General features: G+C 40.7%; 17 protein-coding genes and 1 tRNA gene. 16 read left to right on the plus strand and 2 right to left on the minus strand.

Annotation, left to right across the window (positions count from 1 at the left end; all coding sequences use genetic code 11):
* Nucleotides 1-22: 22 nt before the first annotated feature.
* From L5B71_RS00095 to truB, 7 genes are all read left to right on the plus strand, one after another.
* Nucleotides 23-751, plus strand: coding sequence for a phosphotransferase (locus L5B71_RS00095; protein WP_442780727.1), 729 nt, complete (start codon nucleotides 23-25; stop codon nucleotides 749-751).
* Nucleotides 752-833: 82 nt separating this feature from the next.
* Nucleotides 834-910 (plus strand) — tRNA-Met (locus L5B71_RS00100).
* Nucleotides 911-1,032: 122 nt separating this feature from the next.
* Nucleotides 1,033-1,488, plus strand: coding sequence for a ribosome maturation factor RimP (gene rimP / locus L5B71_RS00105; protein ID WP_265756240.1), 456 nt, complete (start codon nucleotides 1,033-1,035; stop codon nucleotides 1,486-1,488).
* A gap of 21 nt (nucleotides 1,489-1,509) precedes the next feature.
* Nucleotides 1,510-2,997, plus strand: a complete 1,488-nt coding sequence (nusA, locus tag L5B71_RS00110; protein ID WP_265756242.1) for a transcription termination factor NusA — start codon at nucleotides 1,510-1,512, stop codon at nucleotides 2,995-2,997.
* A gap of 16 nt (nucleotides 2,998-3,013) precedes the next feature.
* Nucleotides 3,014-5,542, plus strand: a complete 2,529-nt coding sequence (gene infB, locus L5B71_RS00115; RefSeq protein WP_265756243.1) for a translation initiation factor IF-2 — start codon at nucleotides 3,014-3,016, stop codon at nucleotides 5,540-5,542.
* A 146-nt stretch (nucleotides 5,543-5,688) separates the two neighbouring features.
* Nucleotides 5,689-6,105 (plus strand): 30S ribosome-binding factor RbfA, encoded by a 417-nt coding sequence (gene rbfA / locus L5B71_RS00120; protein WP_265756244.1) that lies wholly within the window; start codon nucleotides 5,689-5,691, stop codon nucleotides 6,103-6,105.
* Nucleotides 6,098-7,024 carry a tRNA pseudouridine(55) synthase TruB gene (gene truB, locus L5B71_RS00125; protein ID WP_265756246.1) on the plus strand — a complete coding sequence of 309 codons (927 nt, stop codon included), beginning with the start codon at nucleotides 6,098-6,100 and terminating at the stop codon, nucleotides 7,022-7,024. Before rbfA ends, truB begins: the two co-directional genes overlap by 8 nt.
* A 68-nt stretch (nucleotides 7,025-7,092) precedes the next feature.
* On the opposite strand, the gene L5B71_RS00130 is transcribed toward truB, so the two are convergent.
* A complete protein-coding gene (locus L5B71_RS00130) occupies nucleotides 7,093-7,428 on the minus strand; it encodes a zinc ribbon domain-containing protein YjdM (protein ID WP_265756248.1) in 336 nt (111 codons plus the stop codon).
* Nucleotides 7,429-7,550: 122 nt separating this feature from the next.
* Between L5B71_RS00130 and L5B71_RS00135 the strand changes: the two genes are divergently transcribed.
* From L5B71_RS00135 to yciH, 8 genes are all read left to right on the plus strand, one after another.
* Nucleotides 7,551-8,114, plus strand: a complete 564-nt coding sequence (locus L5B71_RS00135; RefSeq protein ID WP_265757751.1) for a YtfJ family protein — start codon at nucleotides 7,551-7,553, stop codon at nucleotides 8,112-8,114.
* A gap of 97 nt (nucleotides 8,115-8,211) precedes the next feature.
* Entirely contained in the window at nucleotides 8,212-8,886 is a 675-nt protein-coding gene (gene cmk, locus L5B71_RS00140; protein WP_265756251.1) for a (d)CMP kinase, read from the plus strand.
* 110 nt (nucleotides 8,887-8,996) lie between these two features.
* Nucleotides 8,997-10,640, plus strand: coding sequence for a 30S ribosomal protein S1 (gene rpsA, locus L5B71_RS00145; RefSeq protein ID WP_265756253.1), 1,644 nt, complete (start codon nucleotides 8,997-8,999; stop codon nucleotides 10,638-10,640).
* Nucleotides 10,641-10,706: 66 nt separating this feature from the next.
* Nucleotides 10,707-10,991: an integration host factor subunit beta gene (locus tag L5B71_RS00150; protein WP_103853141.1), complete on the plus strand. Its 285-nt coding sequence runs from the start codon at nucleotides 10,707-10,709 to the stop codon at nucleotides 10,989-10,991.
* A gap of 68 nt (nucleotides 10,992-11,059) precedes the next feature.
* Nucleotides 11,060-11,356, plus strand: a complete 297-nt coding sequence (locus tag L5B71_RS00155; protein ID WP_265756254.1) for a LapA family protein — start codon at nucleotides 11,060-11,062, stop codon at nucleotides 11,354-11,356.
* Nucleotides 11,356-12,546 carry a lipopolysaccharide assembly protein LapB gene (lapB, locus tag L5B71_RS00160; RefSeq protein ID WP_265756256.1) on the plus strand — a complete coding sequence of 397 codons (1,191 nt, stop codon included), beginning with the start codon at nucleotides 11,356-11,358 and terminating at the stop codon, nucleotides 12,544-12,546. Before L5B71_RS00155 ends, lapB begins: the two co-directional genes overlap by 1 nt.
* A 17-nt stretch (nucleotides 12,547-12,563) precedes the next feature.
* The gene (gene pyrF, locus L5B71_RS00165) at nucleotides 12,564-13,259 is read left to right on the plus strand and encodes an orotidine-5'-phosphate decarboxylase (protein WP_265756257.1); all 696 of its coding nucleotides are present in this window, start codon (nucleotides 12,564-12,566) and stop codon (nucleotides 13,257-13,259) included.
* Between the two features lies 1 nt (nucleotide 13,260).
* Nucleotides 13,261-13,581 (plus strand): stress response translation initiation inhibitor YciH, encoded by a 321-nt coding sequence (yciH, locus tag L5B71_RS00170; RefSeq protein ID WP_265756258.1) that lies wholly within the window; start codon nucleotides 13,261-13,263, stop codon nucleotides 13,579-13,581.
* A gap of 117 nt (nucleotides 13,582-13,698) precedes the next feature.
* Here yciH and prfC read toward each other — a convergent pair whose 3' ends face one another.
* Entirely contained in the window at nucleotides 13,699-15,288 is a 1,590-nt protein-coding gene (prfC, locus tag L5B71_RS00175; protein ID WP_265756259.1) for a peptide chain release factor 3, read from the minus strand.
* 187 nt (nucleotides 15,289-15,475) lie between these two features.
* Here prfC and L5B71_RS00180 point away from each other — a divergent pair, with 187 nt between their 5' ends.
* A complete protein-coding gene (locus L5B71_RS00180) occupies nucleotides 15,476-16,336 on the plus strand; it encodes a phosphoribosylaminoimidazolesuccinocarboxamide synthase (RefSeq protein ID WP_265756260.1) in 861 nt (286 codons plus the stop codon).
* Nucleotides 16,337-16,404 lie beyond the last annotated feature (68 nt).

A 16,404-nucleotide genomic window follows, 5' to 3' on the forward strand; every position in this document is an offset into this window, starting at 1 on the left:
GATTGAGTAAAAATGAGGTTGTTTGATGTCGTCACAAAATAGTGAATTTCAAGAAATGGTGCAAGCCTTGCTTAAACAGCATAAAGGTGAGCGAATTGTGAGTTTTGATTATGACAATCAGCGCTATTGGCTCAAACAACCTGAGCAACTCAAAGGTGTGTGGCGTTTACTCAAACCGCAACCGCAAAAGGCCTTTCAAAATGAATTGAAAACCTTACAATTTTTAGCCGAAAAAAATGCTCCAGTGCCACAATTAATGGCATTTGGTGAAGATTTTTTAGTGCTAAAAGATGCAGGCAAAACCATCAGTTATTGGGTGGATAGGCCTGATCTCAGCTCAGATCAAAAATTGGCGATTTTAGCAGACGGTGCAAAAGCCTTAACGGATCTGCATAAGAAAGGCTTAGTTCACGGTCGCCCAGCCTTGCGTGATATGGCGTGGCACGAAGGTAAGATACAGTTTATTGATTTTGAATCTCGTTCCAATCATACTAATCTAAATTGGCAAAAAGTACGAGATAGCTTGATTTTTATCCATAGCCTTGGGCGTTCAGATTGCATTTCTGATGAGCAAATGCGTTTGACGGTAGAAAAATACCAACAATATTGTGAACCTGAAATTTGGCAACAAACGCAATCCTTTATTGCGAAAAACCGCTGGCTATATTATTTATTGCTGCCTTTCAAACCCATTGCAAGAATGGATTTAATCGCTATTTATCGTCTGTTTGAAAACACGCCAAACAAGTAAGTGCGGTGCTTTTTTTGTAAGTTTTTGTGATAAAACCTTGCTATTTTTTTTTCTATGCGTATAATACGCCACATATTTCGGACGCGGGGTGGAGCAGCTTGGTAGCTCGTCGGGCTCATAACCCGAAGGTCGTTGGTTCAAATCCAGCCCCCGCAACCAATTCATAACAAGTTCAGTAAAAAGAACCCCAATTTTGGGGTTTTTTTATACGAGCAATTTAGATGTAGAACTGGGCTGATTAGCCCTTTTTTTACGTCCTAAGTTTGATTAAGGGGGTTGTTTTGGCAACTTTAGAAGAGAAATTATCAGATTTATTAAAAAGTTCTATTGAAGATTTAGGTTGTGAACTTTGGGGGATTGAATGTCTGCGTACTGGTCGTTTTTTAACCGTGCGTATTTATATCGATAAAGAAGGTGGTGTGGGCGTGGATGATTGTGCAGATGTAAGCCGTCAAGTCAGTGCCATTTTAGATGTGGAAGATCCGATTGCGGATAAATATAACCTTGAAGTGTCTTCACCAGGCGTCGATCGTCCATTATTTACCCTTGAACAATATCAACGTTATATTGGCGAAGAAATTGTGGTGCATTTGCGTATTCCTGTGTTGGAACGCCGCAAATGGCAAGGTAAATTAGAAAGCATTGAAAATGATATGATCACCTTGCTTGTAGATGGACAACCGCAAGTATTGGTATTTGGCAACATTCAAAAAGCCAATGTGGTAGCAAAATTTTAATTTTAGATAGGAAGAATAAAAATGAGTAAAGAGATTTTATTGGCGGCAGAAGCCGTATCAAATGAAAAATTATTACCACGCGAAAAGATTTTTGAAGCATTAGAAAGTGCCATTGCCCTTTCTACCAAAAAGAAATACGAGCAAGAAATTGATGTGCGTGTGGTGATCGATCCAAAAACAGGTGAGTTTGACACCTTCCGCCGTTGGTTAGTGGTGGACGAAGTCACTAACCCGACCAAAGAAATCACCCTTGAAGCGGCACAATTTGAAGATCCAAATGTGCAAGTAGGGGATTATGTAGAAGATCAAATTGAATCCGTGGCATTTGACCGTATTACAATGCAAACAGCACGCCAAGTGATTAGTAGTAAAATCCGTGAAGCTGAGCGTAACAAAATCGTTGAGCAATTTCGCTCTAATGAAGGCGAAATTGTGACGGGAACCGTGAAAAAAGTAAACCGTGAAAATATTATTTTAGATTTAGGTCAGCAAGCAGAAGCGGTGATTTTGCGTGAGGATATGTTACCGCGCGAGAATTTCCGTCCAGGTGATCGTGTGCGTGGCGTGTTATATCGCGTTAGCCCTGAAAGTAAAGGCGCACAACTTTTTGTTACTCGTGCAAAACCTGAAATGATCATTGAGCTTTTCCGCATTGAAGTGCCAGAAATTGGTGAAGAGCTAATTGAAATTAAAGGTGCAGCCCGTGACCCAGGTTCGCGTGCGAAAATTGCAGTGAAAAGTAATGATAAACGTATTGATCCCGTAGGGGCTTGTGTGGGTATGCGTGGCGCGCGTGTGCAAGCTATCACCAATGAATTAGGTGGTGAGCGTGTGGACATCGTATTATGGGACGATAATCCTGCACAATTTGTGATTAATGCAATGGCGCCAGCCGATGTCACGTCTATCGTGGTTGATGAAGATAATCATTCTATGGATATTGCCGTTGAAGCAGAAAACTTGCCACAAGCCATCGGACGCAATGGTCAAAACGTGCGTTTAGCTAAACAGCTTACAGGCTGGGCGTTAAATGTAATGACCACTGAAGAGCTGAATGAAAAACATCAAGCTGAAGATAACAAAGTGTTGAAACTCTTTATGAACGCTTTAGAAATTGACGAAGAATTTGCGCAAATTCTCGTTGAAGAAGGCTTCACTAATTTAGAAGAGTTAGCCTATGTACCAGTGAGCGAACTTACCGCTATTGATGGCTTAGAAGATGAAGATTTAGTGGAAGAATTGCAAACCCGCGCGAAAGATGCGCTAACAGCCGCCGCATTGGCGGAAGAAGAAGCGTTAAAACAAGCGCATATTGAAGATAAGCTACTCAATCTTGAAGGAATGAACCGTCATCTTGCGTTCAAACTAGCAGAAAAACAAATCACCACCTTAGAACAATTAGCGGAGCAAGGTGTTGATGATTTAGCCGATATTGAAGAATTAAGCGCTGAGCAAGCAGCGGATTTAATTATGGCAGCACGCAACATTTGTTGGTTCAGCGAAGAATAAAAAGGGGTGTAAAATTATGGTAGATGAAGTAAAAAAATCGGATGCACCGAAAAAATTAAGCATACAGCGCCGTACTAAAACCACGGCAAGCACTACAACCAGTACAGGTAAAAACAAAACTGTACAAGTGGAAGTGCGTAAAAAACGTACCGTGCCAACGGAAGCAGCCATTCGTGCTGAAGAAGAAGCTCGTTTAAAAGCAAAACAAGAAGCAGAAAAGAGAGCGGCTGAAGAAAAAGCAAAGAAAGACGCTGAAAAAGCTAAACAAGAAGCAGAAAAAGCAGAATTGGCAAAACGTCAAGCTGAACAAAAAGCGAAAGAAAAAGCAGAAAAATCAGCAAAAGAAACCGCCAACAAAGCGGTTGATGAAGAAAAAGAACGCTTGAAAGCTGAAGAAGCCGAGCTACGCCGTAAAGCGGACGAATTAGCGCGTCAAAAAGCAGAAGAGCAAGCACGTAAAGCCGCAGAAGAAGCCAAACGCTATGCTGATCTAGTCAGTGTTGATGAAAAAAATGAACCCTCTGAAGATTACTCAGATTATCATCTCACTTCAAGCTATGCCCGTGAAGCCGAAGATGAAGAAGCACGCCGCAATGAAAATCGTGGCCGTGGCAAAAATAAAGTTGCCAAAGCGAAAAAAGGCGGACGCGAAGACGATAGCAATAAAAGCGAGCGCGAATCAAATCGCCGCAACCAAAAAGATTTCAAAGGTGGAAAAGGCTTTAAAGGTAAACAAGGTAAAAAAGGCAGCAGCTTACAGCAAGGCTTTACTAAGCCAGCAGCGCCAGTAAACCGTGATGTGGTGATTGGTGAAACCATTACCGTGGCGGAGTTGGCGAATAAAATGGCGGTGAAAGCCACCGAAATCATCAAAACAATGATGAAAATGGGCGAAATGGTGACGATTAACCAAGTGATCGACCAAGAAACCGCACAGCTTGTTGCCGAAGAAATGGGGCACAAAGTGATCCTGCGTAAAGAAAATGAGCTTGAAGAATCCGTATTAGGCGATCGCGATGTGAATGCAGAAAAAGTAAATCGTGCGCCAGTGGTAACCATTATGGGGCACGTTGACCACGGTAAAACCTCTTTACTTGACTACATTCGTAAAGCGAAAGTGGCAGCAGGCGAAGCAGGCGGGATTACCCAACACATTGGTGCATACCATGTGGAAACTGATGACGGCAAAATGATCACCTTCCTGGATACACCGGGACACGCGGCCTTTACTTCAATGCGTGCGCGTGGTGCAAAAGCCACAGATATCGTGGTGCTTGTTGTAGCGGCCGATGACGGTGTGATGCCACAAACCATTGAGGCGATCCAACACGCGAAAGCGGCGGGTGTGCCAATTGTGGTAGCTGTGAACAAAATTGATAAGCCTGAAGCCAATCCAGATCGTGTAGAGCAAGAATTATTGCAACACGAAGTGATCGCCGAGAAATTTGGTGGAGATACGCAATTCGTTTATGTTTCTGCGAAAAAAGGGACTGGGGTGGATGAGCTACTTGAAGCCATCTTGTTACAATCTGAAGTGTTAGAACTCAGTGCGGTGAAAGATGGAATGGCAACAGGTGTGGTGATTGAATCTTACCTTGATAAAGGGCGTGGTCCTGTGGCAACGATCTTAGTTCAATCAGGGACATTACACCGTGGTGATATTGTACTTTGTGGTTTTGAATACGGTCGAGTGCGGGCAATGCGTGATGAAAATGGTAAAGATATAGCCGAGGCTGGTCCGTCAATCCCAGTGGAAGTGCTAGGTTTATCGGGCGTGCCTTCGGCAGGTGATGAAGCCACCGTAGTTCGTGATGAGAAAAAGGCTCGTGAAGTGGCATTGTACCGTCAAGGTAAATTCCGTGAAGTGAAATTGGCTCGTCAGCAAAAAGCTAAATTGGAAAATATGTTCAGTAATATGACAGAAGGTGATGTGGCAGAATTGAACGTTATTGTGAAAGCAGATGTTCAAGGCTCAGTAGAAGCTATTGTTCAAGCCTTACAAGAGCTTTCAACAGCAGAAGTAAAAGTGAATGTGGTAGGTTCAGGGGTTGGTGGAATTACCGAAACAGATGCTACATTGGCTGCAGCCTCGAATGCTATTATCGTGGGCTTTAACGTTCGTGCCGATGCTTCTGCGCGCCGTATTATTGAAAATGAAAACATTGATTTACGTTATTATTCAATTATTTATGAGCTACTTAACGAAATCAAAGCAGCGATGAGCGGTATGCTCCAACCTGAATTCAAGCAAGAAATTATCGGTCTTGCGGAAGTGCGTGATGTGTTCCGCCATCCGAAATTCGGTGCTATCGCAGGTTGTATGGTGACTGAGGGCGTGGTGAAACGTAATAACCCAATCCGTGTATTACGCGACAACGTGGTAATCTTTGAAGGGGAATTGGAATCGCTCCGCCGCTTTAAAGATGACGTGGCCGAAGTGCGTAGTGGTATGGAATGTGGTATTGGCGTGAAAAACTACAACGATGTTAAAGTCGGCGACCAAATCGAAGTCTTTGAAGTGGTTGAAATTAAACGCTCAATTTAATGGCAAAAAGTGCGGTGTTTTTTGACCGCACTTTTCCTTATTAATAAAAAATTAATCACACAAATGTAAATAGGATAGGATTTTCGCCGTAGGCTAAGTGCTGCGCGATCACATCATTATCCTGTTTTTATTTATAGGAAAATAAAATGGCAAGAGAATTTAAACGCTCAGATCGCGTTGCACAAGAATTACAAAAAGAAATTGCGGTGATTTTGCAACGCGAAGTGAAAGATCCACGTATTGGAATGGTTACGGTATCTGATGTCGAAGTGTCACCAGATTTAGCTTACGCAAAAGTATTTGTTACCTTCTTATTTGATCAAGATGACAGCGTTATCGAAAGCGGAATGAAAGGGCTGGAAAAAGCTTCACCTTACATTCGTTCTTTACTGGCTAAAGCAATGCGTTTGCGCATCGTGCCAGAGTTACGCTTTGTGTATGACAAATCCTTAGTGGAAGGGATGAGGATGTCAAACCTTGTGAGCGAAGTGATTCGTGATGATGAAAAACGCTACCAAGGTGATGCAGAGAGCCAAAATAATAGCAAAGAAAACAATGAGTAAGGCAAAAAGCAATGGCCGCCATATTCACGGCATTTTTTTATTAGATAAACCGCAAGGAGCGAGTTCTAACCAAATTATGCAACAAGTGAAACGGCTTTTTCAGGCAAATAAAGCTGGCCATACTGGTGCGCTAGATCCGCTTGCCACAGGAATGTTGCCCATTTGTTTAGGTGAAGCCACCAAGTTTTCGCAATATTTGCTGGATTCTGATAAGCGTTATTTGGTTACGGCAAAATTGGGCGAACGCACCGACACTTCTGACGCAGACGGACAAGTGGTTGAGCGCCGAGAAGTGCGGTCAGAAATTTCGCAAATTTTAACCGCACTTGAGCAATTTCGTGGTGAAATTATGCAAGTGCCAACTATGTTTTCAGCTCTAAAACATCAGGGAAAACCGCTTTATGAATATGCCCGTGCAGGGATCACGGTGGAACGTGAAGCCCGTCCAATTACCATTTTTGAGCTGAAATTTATTGATTATCAAGCGCCTTATTTAACCTTGGAAGTGCATTGTTCAAAAGGCACTTATATTCGTACATTAATTGATGATTTAGGTGAAGTGCTAGGCTGTGGTGCGCACGTTACGATGTTGCGCCGTCTTGCTGTGGCTGATTATCCACAACAAGCAATGATGCGTTTAGCGGATCTCCAAGTCTTAAGCGAACAGCAAGATTTAAGCCTGTTAGATCAGCATTTATTGCCAATGGACAGTGCAGTGAAATCTCTGCCTGCGTTGGCGTTAAGTGCCGAACAAAGTCGAGCCGTTGGGTTTGGGCAACGCGTGAAGTTTGATAATCCACAAGGCATTTATGGTCAAGTACGGTTGTTTTCTGCCGAAAATCAATTTCTTGGTGTGGCAGAAGTGGATAAAAACAACGTTATCCGACCAAGCAGAATGGTGGCGCTGAGTTTGGTGTAAACTCGCAAAGAAAAATAGGCGGAAAGTTTCCGCCTATTTTTTCATTAGTAAAATTCAGATTGGATTGATTACGCTTTTTTCAAAAACTCAGATTTTAATGAAAAATTTTGTCCATCAATTTTACAATCTACATCGTGATCACCATTCACTAAACGAATGTTTTTTGCTTTTGTGCCTTTTTTCAGGACAATAGAAGACCCTTTTACTTTTAAATCTTTGATTAATATTACGCTATCGCCATCTTGTAATGGGTTACCATTGCTATCTTTAACCACGCTTTCTTCATTTTCACTTTCATTTTGTTCCTCGTAAGACCATTCATAAGTACAATCGGGGCAAATGAAATTGATACCATCGTGATAAACATATTCCCCTTGGCATTTAGGGCAGATGAGTTGTTCCATTGTTTTTCCTTTATTGATTAAGTTAGTTGAGAGTATAGCAAAAAAATGAGCAAAATTCAGTGAGCATATTTGCTTATGGCGAGATTTTTAGTAGACTCAGTCCTTTTATAAAGAAGGATAAAATAATGAAAAAAATCACCGCACTTTTAGCTAGTATTCTGCTTTTCACAAGCACGGTAAGCTATGCTCATAATATCCAATTAAATACTGATTTACCTAATGTAATCGTTTCGCAAAAAGGCGAATTAATAATTAAGAATCAAGACATTAGCTATCAACCTTGGCAAGCGAGCCAGTTAAAAGGCAAGGTTCGGGTGTTACAGCATATTGCAGGGCGCAGTGCAGTGAAGGAAAAAAACTTGCCATTAATGGAGGCGATCAAAAAGCAAAAATTTAATTCTGAACTTTATCAAACTACCAATATTATTAATTCTGATGATGCGATATTTGGCACAGGTGCTTTCGTGGTAAGTAGTGTTAAAGAGGCAAAAGTACAAAATCCTTATAGCCAAGTGGTACTTGATGAAAAAGGTATGGTCAAAAATACTTGGCATTTAAAAGAAAAAGAAAGCCTTATTATTGTACTAGATCGTAATGGTAAGGTTAAATTTGTACAAGAAGGAAAATTGTCTTCAGAACAAATTCAACAGATTATTAGGCTAATACAAAGTTTAATTAAAAAATAGTGCTGGAAAACTACTGCACTTTTAAATATCAAAATGATAAATAAAAGCATTTATGCTATACTTATACTACTAATAAAATCACCGCAAAGAATGAGTTATGCAAAATATTATTATCACTGTTGATGGACCTAGTGGCGCCGGTAAAGGCACGCTATGTTATGCCTTGGCGCAAAAGCTAGGCTTTGCCTTATTAGACAGCGGTGCGATTTATCGTGTTACCGCATTGGCAGCGTTAAAAAAGCAAGTGCTATTAGATGATGAAGTGGCTTTAGCAAATTTAGCTCGCTATCTAGATGTCACATTTTTACCTCAAGATAATGAAGTTAAAATTATTTTAGAAGGGCAAGATGTGAGTCGCCAAATTCGTACGCAAGAAGTGGCAGAGGCAGCCTCTAAGGTAGCGGTATTCCCGCAAGTTCGTGCTGCATTATTGCAATTACAGCAAAGTTTCGCCAACGAAAAAGGACTTATTGCTGATGGGCGTGATATGGGAACCGTGGTTTTCCCTGATGCACAAGTCAAGTTATTTTTAGATGCTAGCGCGGAAGAAAGAGCCAAAAGACGCTATAAACAGTTGCAAATTAAGGGAATTAGTGGTAACTTTGCACAGATTTTAGCCGAGATAGAAGAGCGTGATTTTCGCGATAGAAATCGCCCAATCGCCCCTTTAAAACCCGCTGACGATGCATTGTTGTTAGACAGCACGGAATTAAGTATAGAAGAAGTGATTGCTCAGGCCCTCAATTATATTCGCCAGAAGGTTGATCTTTAAGGCTAAAATTGTTTTCATCAGTTTATTCAAGGATGGATAAACATTTATTATCAGCCCCACTTTTTATGGATATAAAGTGGACGTTATTAACTAAATTTAGAAGATTAATTATGTCAGAATCTTTTGCTCAACTCTTTGAAGAATCATTAAAAGACCTTGAAACTCGTTTAGGTTCAATCGTTAACGGTACTGTTGTTGCTATTGAAAAAGGCTTCGTATATGTAGATGCAGGTTTAAAATCTGAAGCGCGTATCCCAGCTGAAGAATTCCAAAATGCACAAGGTGAATTAGACGTTAAAGTTGGCGACGTGGTAAACGTTGCGTTAGACGCTGTTGAAGATGGTTTCGGTGAAACTAAATTATCTCGTGAAAAAGCAGTACGTCACGAATCTTGGATCGAATTAGAGAAAGCTTACGAAGATCAAGCAACTGTTATCGGTTTAATCAACGGTAAAGTGAAAGGTGGTTTCACAGTTGAGTTAAACGGTGTTCGTGCATTCTTACCTGGTTCATTAGTAGATACTCGCCCTGTACGTGACGCAGATCACTTATTAGGTAAAGAATTAGAGTTCAAAGTAATCAAATTAGATCAAAAACGTAACAACGTAGTTGTTTCTCGTCGCGCTGTAATCGAATCTGAAAACAGCCAAGATCGTGAAGAAATCTTAGCTAACCTAGCGGAAGGCGCAGAAGTTAAAGGTACAGTTAAAAACTTAACTGATTACGGTGCGTTCGTTGATTTAGGTGGCGTTGATGGTTTATTACACATTACAGATATGGCTTGGAAACGTGTTAAACACCCAAGCGAAATCGTGAATGTAGGTGATGAAATCACAGTTAAAGTATTAAAATTTGATAAAGATCGCACGCGTGTCTCTTTAGGCTTAAAACAATTAGGTCAAGATCCTTGGATTGCGATCGCAGAAAATCACCCAGTTGGTAGTAAATTAACGGGTAAAGTAACTAACTTAACTGATTACGGTTGTTTTGTTGAAATTTTAGAAGGCGTTGAAGGTTTAGTTCACGTTTCTGAAATGGATTGGACAAACAAAAACATTCACCCATCTAAAGTGGTTAGCTTAGGTGATACTGTTGAAGTAATGGTATTAGAAATCGATGAAGATCGTCGTCGTATTTCTTTAGGTTTAAAACAATGCAAACCTAACCCATGGTTACAATTTGCTGAAACACAAAATAAAGGTGATAAAGTTACTGGTAAAATCAAGTCAATCACTGATTTCGGTATCTTCATCGGTCTTGAAGGTGGTATTGATGGTTTAGTTCACTTATCTGACATTTCTTGGAATGTACCTGGTGAAGAAGCGGTTCGTAACTACAAAAAAGGTGACGAAGTTTCTGCAGTAGTGTTACAAGTGGATTCAGCAAAAGAGCGCATCTCTTTAGGTATCAAACAACTTGAAGATGATCCATTCAATAACTTCATCGCAGCAAATAAAAAAGGTGCTATCGTAAGTGCTAAAGTTGTTGAAGCCGATTCGAAAGGTGCTAAAGTTGAATTAGACGGCGGTGTTGAAGGTTATATCCGTGCAGCTGATTTAACAAGCGAAGTTGCAGCAGGTGATGTTGTTGAAGCGAAATACACTGGTGTAGATCGTAAAGCGCGTTTAGTTCACTTATCAGTGAAAGCAAAAGATCAGGCTGAAGAAGCGGCTGCAGTTGCAAGTGTGAATAAAGAAGAAGTTGTTATTCCAAACGCAATGGCTGAAGCATTCAAAGCTGCTAAAGGTGAATAATTTTAGTTCCCTTTAAAGTTGGCGTGGGGAAACTCACGCTAACTTCTTGATAGTTAGGAGAATATTATGACTAAATCAGAACTCATTGAAACATTAGTTCAACAACACCCTTCCATTTCAGTTAAAGACGTAGAAAATGCAGTAAAAGAAATTTTAGAGCAAATTGCACAGACCTTAGAAAATGGAGAGCGTGTTGAAGTTCGTGGATTTGGCAGTTTTTCACTACATTTCCGTCAGCCTCGAGTAGGGCGTAACCCTAAAACCGGTGCAAAAGTTGAATTAGACGCGAAATCTGTACCGCACTTTAAAGCAGGTAAAGATCTTAGAATGCGTGTAGATGCTCAAGCATAATAGTCAGCTAACTAAACGGCACCTTCTGTGTCGTTTTTTGTATTTATTTAAATCTTTTGGAGTGCGTAATGATTAAATATATTTTGGGTTTTATTATTTTACTTGCCGTTGTGCTTGTTGCCATCACTATTGGGGCGAATAATGATCAAGTCATTACCTTTAATTATATTGTTGCTCAAAGCGAATTACAGCTTTCTACTTTAGTAGCTATTTTATTTGGTTTTGGTTTGCTGTTAGGTTGGTTTATAACTGGTTTTTTTTATCTCAAATTAAAATTAAAAAATATGGGATTGGCACGCAAGGTAAAACGCCTTTCCTCACAAATTACTGAATTAACATCAAGCCGAGATAAGGCTCCACAATAATGCTTGAACTGCTTTTTCTACTGCTTCCTATTGCTGCAGCTTATGGGTGGTATATGGGGCATCGTAGTGCGAAAAAGGATCAGGAAGAAATCACCAACAAATTATCCCGTGATTATGTAACAGGGGTGAATTTGCTTCTTTCTAATCAGCAAGAAAAAGCAGTGGATTTGTTCTTGGATATCCTACAAAAACAAGAGCAAGAAAATGAAATTGAACAAAGTTCACAATTTGAAGCTGAACTTACCTTAGGAAATTTATTCCGTTCACGTGGCGAGGTGGATCGAGCATTGCGAATTCACCAAGCCTTAGATCGTAGTCCTAATTATAGTTTTGAACAGAAACTGCTTGCGAAGCAACAGCTTGCGCGAGATTTTATGACTATTGGTTTTTTTGATCGGGCTGAAGCGCTGTATATTCTTTTGGTTGATGAACCTGATTTTGCTGAAAATGCGTTACAGCAACTGGCAGTTATTTACCATAAAATGAAAGAATGGAAAAAAGCCATTAATGTAGCGGAAAAACTTGCCAAAATTTCACCGCACTTTGATCCTATCCCCTTGGCGCATTATTATTGTGAATATGCACAGAGCCTAGATGCTGAGCAAAAAAAAATGGCCACTGCACTTTTACTACAAGCTTTAACTGTCTATCCAAACTGTATCAGAGCCTCATTATTGTTGGCACAAAATGAAATGCTGCAATTGGATTATCAAAGTGCGGTAAAAAATTTAGAAAATGTTTTGCAGCAAAATCCAGCTTATATTGGTGAGGTACTATCTACTTTAAAATATTGCTATGAAGAATTAAATCAGCAAGATAATTTTGAGCTTTTTCTCATTAAAGCGAGCCAAGTGTGTAAAAGCAGTGCTGTTGATCTTGCCTTAGCTGATTTTATTGCAGAAAAAGATGGCTGTGTTGCTGCACAAACCAAACTTTATCAACAGCTTAATGAAAACCCAACAACTATTGTTTTTCATCGCTTTATCCAATATCAAATTGAAAGCGCAGAAGATGGGCGGGGCAAAGAAAGCCTGATTTTGCTATCAAAAATGGTGGGTGAGCGGATTAAACAAGGTTTTGATTATCGTTGTGCTAATTGTGGTTACCAAACGAATAAACTCATTTGGTGCTGTCCTTCCTGTCGTCAATGGGAAAGCATCAAACCAACGCCAGATACAGAATATAACTAACTAACGAGGAAGAGAAAATGAGCAGTAAAGTGATTGTTGCCCTAGATTATGAAAAAGAAGAGCAGGCGCTTGCTTTGGTGGATCAACTTGACCCAAGCCAATGTCGTTTAAAAGTGGGAAAAGAAATGTTTACCACACTGGGCACAAATTTTATCAAACAGCTACATAGCCGTAATTTTGATGTTTTTCTTGATCTCAAATTTCACGATATTCCTAACACTGTGGCAAGAGCGGTGCGTTCCGCAGCAGATTTAGGCGTTTGGATGGTGGATTTACACGCCAGTGGCGGCTTACGAATGATGGAAGAAGCCAAAAATATTCTTGAGCCTTATGGAAAAGAGGCACCCATTTTAATTGGCGTTACCGTGCTAACCAGTATGGAAGATCTTGATCTGCTACAAATTGGCATTAATGCTTCGCCAATGGAGCAAGTGATTCGTCTTGCCAATTTAACCCAAAGAGCAGGGCTTGACGGTGTGGTTTGCTCCCCACAAGAAGTAGAAATTTTGCGTGCACATTGTGGCAAAGATTTCAAATTGATTACCCCAGGTATTCGTCCTATCGGCTCTGATTTCGGTGATCAACGCCGTGTAATGACACCAGCTGCCGCAATTCAAGCCGGTTCTGATTATTTAGTTATCGGCCGCCCAATTACGCAAGCGGAAAATCCTGCAGAAGTGTTGCGTGCGATCAATGTTTCTATTGCGGGGTAATATGTCAGAAAGCACCTTAGTTTATTCCACCGAAATAGGTAGAATCAAAGCTGAAAAATCACAATCCTCACGTCCTAAAGGTGATGGTATTGTCCGTATTGAGCGCCAAGTGAGCGGAAGAAAGGGCAGTGGCGTTAGCGTAATAAAAGGCTTAGATTTGCCCGATGATGAATTGAAAAAATTGGCAGCAGAACTAAAAAAACGCTGCGGTTGTGGTGGTTCTGTCAAAAATGGTATGATTGAAATCCAAGGTGAGAAACGAGATTTACTCAAACAATTATTAGAGCAAAAAGGCTTTACCGTGAAACTGGCTGGCGGCTAAAACAAAGTGTGTAAACAAGCAGTAATAAAAAGTGCGGTAAAAAAGTTGAGGAATTTTTACCGCACTTTTGCTTTTTAGCACACCTAAAAATAGGTGGTTGTATTCTGCTTTCTTATATTAATGTTCCCTTGTTTTAAAGAATGCCACATCAGGATAACGCTCTTGAGCAAGGTTAAGATTGACCATTGTTGGTGCAATATAAGTGAGATTATCCCCCCCATCTAGGGCGAGATTTTGTTCATTTTTGCGTTTAAATTCTTCAAATTTCTTCGCATCATCACATTCCACCCAACGTGCGGTGGCAACATTTACGGTTTCGTAAATGGCTTCCACGTTATATTCCGATTTTAAGCGCGCAACTACCACATCAAACTGTAGCACCCCAACCGCACCAACAATTAAATCATTATTGGTTAATGGGCGGAAAACTTGCACCGCACCTTCTTCAGAAAGCTGTACCAAACCTTTGAGCAATTGCTTTTGTTTGAGCGGATCTTTAAGACGAATGCGGCGGAATAATTCTGGCGCAAAGTTTGGAATACCGGTGAATTTTAATTCTTCGCCTTGAGTAAAGGTATCACCAATTTGGATTGTTCCGTGGTTATGCAAACCGATAATATCACCGGCATAGGCTTCCTCTGCGTGGGTGCGATCGCCAGCCATAAAGGTGAGTGCATCAGAAATCACCACATCTTTGCTAATACGAACGTGGCGCAGTTTCATTCCTTTTTCATATTTGCCTGAAACAATACGCATAAACGCAACACGGTCGCGATGTTTAGGATCCATATTGGCTTGGATTTTAAACACAAATCCGGTCAATTTTTCTTCACTGCTTTCTACAATGCGCGTATCCGCTTGGCGAGCTTGTGGTGCGGGCGCCCATTGGGTTAAGCCATCAAGAAAATGATCAACACCAAAGTTACCCAACGCTGTTCCAAAGAACACGGGGGTTAGCTCTCCGCTTAAAAAGAGTGACAGATCAAATTCGTTAGATGCCCCTTTCACCAGCTCTAATTCATCACGTAATTGTTGCGCCAAATCTGAACCTACGGCGTCATCTAACTCAGGATTATCAAGGCCTTTCACCACGCGCACTTCCTGAATGGTATGCCCTTGTCCTGTTTGGTAAAGATAGGTTTCATCTTTGTATAAATGATACACGCCTTTGAAAAGCTTTCCGCAACCAATTGGCCAAGTGATTGGCGCACAATGGATATTTAACACGCTTTCCACTTCGTCCAATAATTCCATTGGATCACGAATATCACGGTCTAACTTATTCATAAAAGTGAGAATTGGCGTGTCGCGCAGACGGGTAACTTCCATCAATTTAATAGTACGTTCTTCCACCCCTTTTGCGCTGTCAATGACCATTAAACAGCTATCTACCGCAGTTAACGTGCGGTAAGTATCTTCCGAGAAATCTTCGTGTCCAGGGGTGTCAAGCAAATTCACCAAACATTCGTTGTAAGGAAATTGCATTACAGAGGTGGTAATGGAAATTCCCCGTTGTTTTTCCATTTCCATCCAGTCGGATTTGGCGTGCTGTGCTGAGCCTTTTCCTTTTACTGAGCCTGCTTTTTGAATGGCGTTACCGTACAGCAACACTTTTTCCGTAATGGTTGTTTTACCCGCATCGGGGTGGGAAATAATCGCAAAGGTTCTGCGCTTATTAACTTGTTGTGGATAATCGTTCAAAGACATTGTTCTCTAAGTATATCATCAAAAAATGGGCTCTATTTTCCCTGATATTTAGCCTATTCTCAATCTTTTATTTTGTCTTTGCACGATTTTTCAATGAATAAAAAAAATTAAGCAATCGTTTGCTTAAAAAAGAGAAAAGTGCGGTACAATATGCAGCAGTTTTTTCACGAATTAAAAAGAGGGTAAAATGAGCGAGCTAAGTTTAAAAAAAATCTATTCGGGCAAAGTGCGCGATCTCTATGAAATTGACGACAAACGAATGCTGATGGTCGCCACAGATCGTTTATCTGCATTTGATGTGATTTTAGATGATCCCATTCCGCGCAAGGGTGAAATTCTTACCCAAATTTCCAATTTTTGGTTTAACAAACTAGTCTCAATTATGCCGAATCATTTCACTGGTGATACGGTATACGATGTGTTGCCGAAAGCAGAAGCCGATTTAGTTAAAGATCGCGCGGTTGTTTGTAAACGCTTAACGCCGATTAAAATTGAATCTATCGTGCGCGGCTATCTTACAGGAAGTGGCCTAAAAGACTACTTACAAACAGGCACGATTTGTGGCTTGGAATTACCAAAAGGCTTGCAAGAGGCAAGCAAATTACCCGAACCCATTTTTACCCCGTCAAGTAAAGAAGAAGTGGGTAACCACGATATTAATATCAGTTATGCAGAATGTGAACGATTAATTGGTGCAGAACTGGCTGCCCAAGTGAAAGAAAAAGCGCTCGCCCTTTATAACGCTGCGGCAGAATATGCACTGACTAAAGGCATCATTATTTGCGATACCAAGTTTGAATTTGGCTTAGATGAAAACGGCACGCTCACCTTAATGGACGAAGTGCTAACGCCAGATTCTAGCCGTTTCTGGTCGGTGGATACCTACCAAGAAGGCGTCAATCCCCCGTCTTTCGATAAACAATTTATCCGCGATTGGCTTGAAAGCAGCGGTTGGAATAAAGAACCTCCAGCGCCAAAAGTTCCTGCTGAAGTGATCCAAAAAACCGTGGATAAATACCAAGAAGCGTTGGATTTATTAATCGAATAGCCTAAAGAAGCAGTTAAAAATAGGAGATATTTTTGACCGCACTTTTAAATTTTTGCATAATGTGTTTT

The sequence above is a fragment of the Avibacterium sp. 21-586 genome, from assembly GCF_026226775.1.
Lineage (GTDB): Bacteria > Pseudomonadota > Gammaproteobacteria > Enterobacterales > Pasteurellaceae > Avibacterium.